Annotated in this window: 8 protein-coding genes; all 8 read left to right on the forward strand. The window is 60.6% G+C overall.

All coding sequences use genetic code 11. From position 1 onward, the window contains the following. The first annotated feature begins 192 nt into the window (after positions 1–192). Positions 193–732: an HNH endonuclease signature motif containing protein gene (locus ACNFBR_RS29020; protein ID WP_416737862.1), complete on the forward strand. Its 540-nt coding sequence runs from the start codon at positions 193–195 to the stop codon at positions 730–732. A gap of 35 nt (positions 733–767) precedes the next feature. Next, positions 768–1,694 (forward strand): recombinase RecT, encoded by a 927-nt coding sequence (locus ACNFBR_RS29025; protein WP_416737863.1) that lies wholly within the window; start codon positions 768–770, stop codon positions 1,692–1,694. Then, on the forward strand, positions 1,691–2,458 hold the full coding sequence (locus ACNFBR_RS29030; RefSeq protein WP_416737864.1) for a lambda exonuclease family protein: 768 nt from the start codon (positions 1,691–1,693) through the stop codon (positions 2,456–2,458). Before ACNFBR_RS29025 ends, ACNFBR_RS29030 begins: the two co-directional genes overlap by 4 nt. After that, on the forward strand, positions 2,455–2,961 hold the full coding sequence (locus tag ACNFBR_RS29035; protein WP_416737865.1) for a hypothetical protein: 507 nt from the start codon (positions 2,455–2,457) through the stop codon (positions 2,959–2,961). Before ACNFBR_RS29030 ends, ACNFBR_RS29035 begins: the two co-directional genes overlap by 4 nt. Beyond that, entirely contained in the window at positions 2,958–3,152 is a 195-nt protein-coding gene (locus ACNFBR_RS29040) for a hypothetical protein (protein ID WP_416737866.1), read from the forward strand. Before ACNFBR_RS29035 ends, ACNFBR_RS29040 begins: the two co-directional genes overlap by 4 nt. A gap of 41 nt (positions 3,153–3,193) precedes the next feature. Next, entirely contained in the window at positions 3,194–3,541 is a 348-nt protein-coding gene (locus ACNFBR_RS29045; protein ID WP_416737867.1) for a hypothetical protein, read from the forward strand. Then, entirely contained in the window at positions 3,516–3,878 is a 363-nt protein-coding gene (locus ACNFBR_RS29050; protein WP_416737868.1) for a hypothetical protein, read from the forward strand. The genes ACNFBR_RS29045 and ACNFBR_RS29050 overlap by 26 nt, the downstream gene beginning before the upstream one ends. A 67-nt stretch (positions 3,879–3,945) precedes the next feature. Next, positions 3,946–4,320 (forward strand): hypothetical protein (locus ACNFBR_RS29055; protein ID WP_416737869.1); only part of this gene is annotated, 375 nt, incomplete at its 3' end.

Consider the following 4,320-nt stretch of genomic DNA (forward strand, 5'->3'; position numbering starts at 1 on the left):
CCGCGCTTACCTTTGCGGCATGTGCACCTTAGCCTATGAGGTGCGGGCGTGACCTCCTACCAGCGGGCCCGCCGTATCGCCACCTGGCGCGGCAGTTTCATCGCCCTCACCTTCTGCACCGGCTGGCTCCTCCTGAGTGCCCTGGCCGGCACCATCACTTCCTAATTCACGTAGCCGAGCACGGCGGACCCCATGATTGATCAACAGTATCTATCCGCTCGCCTTTCCTACTGCGCAAATACCGGATTCTTCACCTGGATACCGCGGCCGCTTTGCGACTTTGTGTCTGAGGAGCGCATGAAGGCCTGGAACACCAGATATGCCGGCTCGCGAGCAGGAAAGGTGAACAGCAACGGATATCTGCTCATCCAGATCAACGGCAAGCACTACAGGGCCCATCGCTTGGCCTGGCTTGCGTCATACGGTAAGTGGCCGACTCAGCATATCGACCACATAAACGGCAACAAGCTGGACAACCGAATCACCAATCTCCGAGACGTCAGCAGCCTCGAGAACAATCGAAACATGCCCCTTTTGGCCAGCAATAAGAGTGGCCGTGTTGGGGTTAGCTGGTACTCAGCCAGGTCCGAGTGGGTGGCTCACATAAAGGTCGATGGCCGGCAAAAGATCCTTGGCCGCTTCAAGTCAAAAGCGCTCGCCATTGCCGCGAGGGAATCCGCAGGGCGCGAGCTTGGATTCCATCCCAACCATGGCCGCATGCCCGCTGCTTGACCTGGCATTTTTCCAACCCTTAAACGGAGGCGACCATGAGCAACGCCGTTGCCACAATCTCCCAGGACATTTACGGCACCCGCGACTCCTTCGCCTCGGTGCTAACCGACCGCTCGCTCAACTTCGAGCGCGAGGCCGAATTCGCGATCCAGACCATCACTGCCAACAACTACTCCATGAAGCTGGCGGTGCAGAATCGCCAGTCAGTGGTCAACGCAGTGACCAACATCGCCGCCATCGGCATCAGCCTCAACCCGGCCAAGAAGCAGGCCTACCTAGTGCCGAGGGACGGGAAAATCTGCCTCGACATCAGTTACATCGGACTGATGGACTTGGCCATGAATACCGGCGCCATCCGCTGGGCGCAATCGGAGCTGGTCTACTCGAGCGACAACTTCGCGCTCAACGGCTTCGATAAGCCGCCAACCCACTCCTACAACCCGTTCTCGAAAGATCGCGGCGAGGTGATCGGCGTCTACGTGGTGGTTAAGACCGCCGACGGAGATTACCTGACCGAGACCATGAGCGTGGACGAGGTCAACGCCATCCGGGACCGGTCAAGCGCCTGGAAAGCCTGGATCTCGAAGCAGACGTCCTGCCCGTGGGTTACCGACTGGGGAGAGATGGCCAAGAAGACCTGCGTGAAGCGGGCCTACAAGTACTGGCCGAAGACTGAGCGCTTGGAAGAAGCCATCCACTACCTCAACACCGAAGGGAATGAGGGTCTGTCACAGATCAATGGGAAGGCCCATCCGGATGCTGACCTTGCCAGGCGCTGGATAGATCAGGCGGTCTCTTGCGAGTCGGTTGATGCGCTACAGCAGATTTGGCAGGCCGGCCTGGCAGACATCAAGGCCGCCAAGGACATGGCCGCGTACAGCCAGTTCAAGACGCATGTGGAGAAACGCCGCACCGAACTGCTTGAACTCGAATCCACGACTCTGGAGGGCGAACCTCAATGATCCTCATCGAATGCGAACAAGGCAGCGCCGAGTGGCACCGGGCGCGCGCTGGTTGCATCACCGCCAGCATGTTCGGTGTCGCCCGGTCGCGCACCGGTGGCCTGGACGAGAAGCAACAGGCCTATGTGACCGCCATTCTGGCCGGTGCAAGCGAAGGCGAAGCCCGTGCATTAGCCGGATACAAGACGGCACCGCGCGCCGAGTCGATCCAGCTTGCCCTGCAAGGCAAACCCGTCGGCCAGCCCACTGAGGCGGCACTCAATTACGCCTTCAATCTTGCTGTCGAGCGAATTGCCGGCGAGGCACTGGATAACGGCTTCGAGACGTGGCAGATGAAGCGCGGTCATGAGCTGGAGCCCATGGCGCGGATGGAACACGAGATGCAGACCGGCCTGATCGTCCAGCGCGCTGGCTTCGTGACCACAGACGACGGCGCATTCGGCGCGAGTGCTGACGGCCTGATCGGCGAGGACGGGGGCAGTGAGTACAAGTGCTTCATTGCCCCCGACAAGCTGCGGGCATTCCACATCGACAACGACGCCAGCGGGATCATGGACCAGGTACAGGGCTGTATGTGGATCACGGGCCGCAAGTTCTGGCACGTCGGCATGTACTGCCCTGCCCTGGAGGCTGTTGGCCGTCAGCTCTGGTGGGCGGAGTTCAAGCGCGACGACGACTACATCGAACAACTCGAAGCTGATCTCTGGCAGTTCAAGCTGCTGGTGGACGACTTCGAAGCCAAGCTGAGGAGCAAGGCAGCATGAACCCATCAATCGACCTAGAGGCTGCGCAAGCTGCCTTCTTCGCGTCTGGCGGCCAGGTAATCGTACTGGAGGGTTTCCAGTACGTGCCCTTCCGGCCGCGCAAGCATCCTGATCCAAAGCCCAAGGTTAAGGCTGTGCTTTCGACGCGGCAGGCCCAGCAGGAAGGCGCCCAATCCCGCGCCGACATGATTGCCGAACTGGCCAAGACCATGACATGCCGCCAGGTAGCGCAGAAGCTGGAAGTCTCGCCTGACTCGCTCTACAGCATGGCCAAGCGTTATGGCTTCTCGTTTGTCATGGCCCCCAGGTTTAGCCCGACCGAGACGAAGTATGACGATCAGGCCGACGCCAAGCTGGCCGAACGCATCATTGCCCTGCGCGACGTTGGCGTGTCGAAGCACCAGGCGATCAAGCATCTTGCAATCGGGCACAGCACCATGAGCCGGATCATCAAGAAGTTCGGGATCGAATTCCCTCTTCAACGGCAAAGGAAGCAGCCATGAGCGACCGAGGCGAGCATCCAAGCGTTTACTACGATGGCCGGGAATGCCGCCGTAGCGGTGGCAGCAAGCTGGCCAGCCCCTTTGCCTCACACACGTTCCACGGCTCCTGGTTTTTGGCTGGCTGGAACGACATGGATATCGAGATTGAACAGAAAAATACGAAGCGCGCTGCAAAGAACAAGGCGGCGTGAGCATCTCACCATTCCCCCAAGCGACCTGCAGGAGGTCGAGCATGGCATCCCTTTTCGACGCATCGATGCGCAAGCCGGTGCGAAAGCTGTACATCACCCGCAGTGGCGGCCGGTACCAGCCTGATGATGTGGCCGCCGCCTTCGCCCTGAGCTTGCGCATCCATGACAGCGCCGATCACCTCCGCAGGCTTGCCAGGCGCCTGGTAGACAAAGTCTGCCGAGAGCATCAGCCGAGCATGAAACTGCTATCCCGTGAGCCCGACGACGCCAAGGTTTTCGAAGTCGCGCTCAGGATCATCAACCGGGTTTGCGACCTGCAGGGATACGTTCCTGGCAGGCGCTTCGTGCGCAATGGAGGCGATGATGGCTCTGACGCAGCAGCAGCGTGACGAGAAGCGTAGGGCCAAAGAGTCGCGCGCCAAGGTTGAAGATCTGCGGATGAAGGCCGGCCAAGGCACCCGCCAGGCCCTGGCTGAGATCATGAAGTGGGCCGACGTCGAAGAGAACGGCGAGGCCATGACCCTACTGATCCACCGCATCCATGAATTAGGGCCTGAAGCGGCCCGCCACTTCCTCAGTGCTCCGCGCCACGAAATCGTTGTGTCGGATTTTGTGGCGCGACGACTCGACCAGTTCCGTATCTGCCGCGAACTGCGAGCGCCTGATCTGATGCTTGGCGACGACCCAGACGATTCCGGACTGCTGCTGATCGCCAGCCGCGCCTGACCCCAATCCTGCATTACCAACTCACCGCCACCAGCCATGGAGGGCGGCCTACACCCTGGAGAAAGTCATGACGCAATCTTTACTGCAATCCATCGCCGCCGCCGACCTGCCTGAGCGCGGCCAACCGCTGGCTGGTGGCGTCTTCATTACCCGCTACTGGCTGAACGGCCAAGAGCGCGCCCTGGTGCTGATGCCTGATGAATTCGAAGGCGCCTGGGGCGAGTACGGCGTAGAGATCAAAGGCGCCGGCAGCTACAGCGATGGCGAGGCGAACACCCGCGCAATGGCCGAGGCCGGTAGCGTGATTGCCACCAAGGCCCTGGAACTGGGCGCGTTTATTCCGTCCTGCCTGGAAGGTCAGTTGGTGATGGCGGCCAAGGCTGATGGCCTGGTGACCCTGCGCGAAGATCGCTGGCACTGGCTGAGCTCGCAGTTCTCCGCC

This window comes from Pseudomonas sp. NY11955 (assembly GCF_048068035.1).
GTDB lineage: Bacteria > Pseudomonadota > Gammaproteobacteria > Pseudomonadales > Pseudomonadaceae > Aquipseudomonas.

What these genes read in the sequence shown, in the direction of transcription:
- ACNFBR_RS29025 (WP_416737863.1), top strand. Translation starts at nt 768, where the DNA reads ATGAGCAACGCCGTTGCCACAATCTCCCAGGACATTTACGGCACCCGC.
- ACNFBR_RS29040 (WP_416737866.1), top strand. Translation starts at nt 2,958, where the DNA reads ATGAGCGACCGAGGCGAGCATCCAAGCGTTTACTACGATGGCCGGGAA.
- ACNFBR_RS29020 (WP_416737862.1), top strand. Translation starts at nt 193, where the DNA reads ATGATTGATCAACAGTATCTATCCGCTCGCCTTTCCTACTGCGCAAAT.
- ACNFBR_RS29035 (WP_416737865.1), top strand. Translation starts at nt 2,455, where the DNA reads ATGAACCCATCAATCGACCTAGAGGCTGCGCAAGCTGCCTTCTTCGCG.
- ACNFBR_RS29045 (WP_416737867.1), top strand. Translation starts at nt 3,194, where the DNA reads ATGGCATCCCTTTTCGACGCATCGATGCGCAAGCCGGTGCGAAAGCTG.
- ACNFBR_RS29050 (WP_416737868.1), top strand. Translation starts at nt 3,516, where the DNA reads ATGGCTCTGACGCAGCAGCAGCGTGACGAGAAGCGTAGGGCCAAAGAG.
- ACNFBR_RS29030 (WP_416737864.1), top strand. Translation starts at nt 1,691, where the DNA reads ATGATCCTCATCGAATGCGAACAAGGCAGCGCCGAGTGGCACCGGGCG.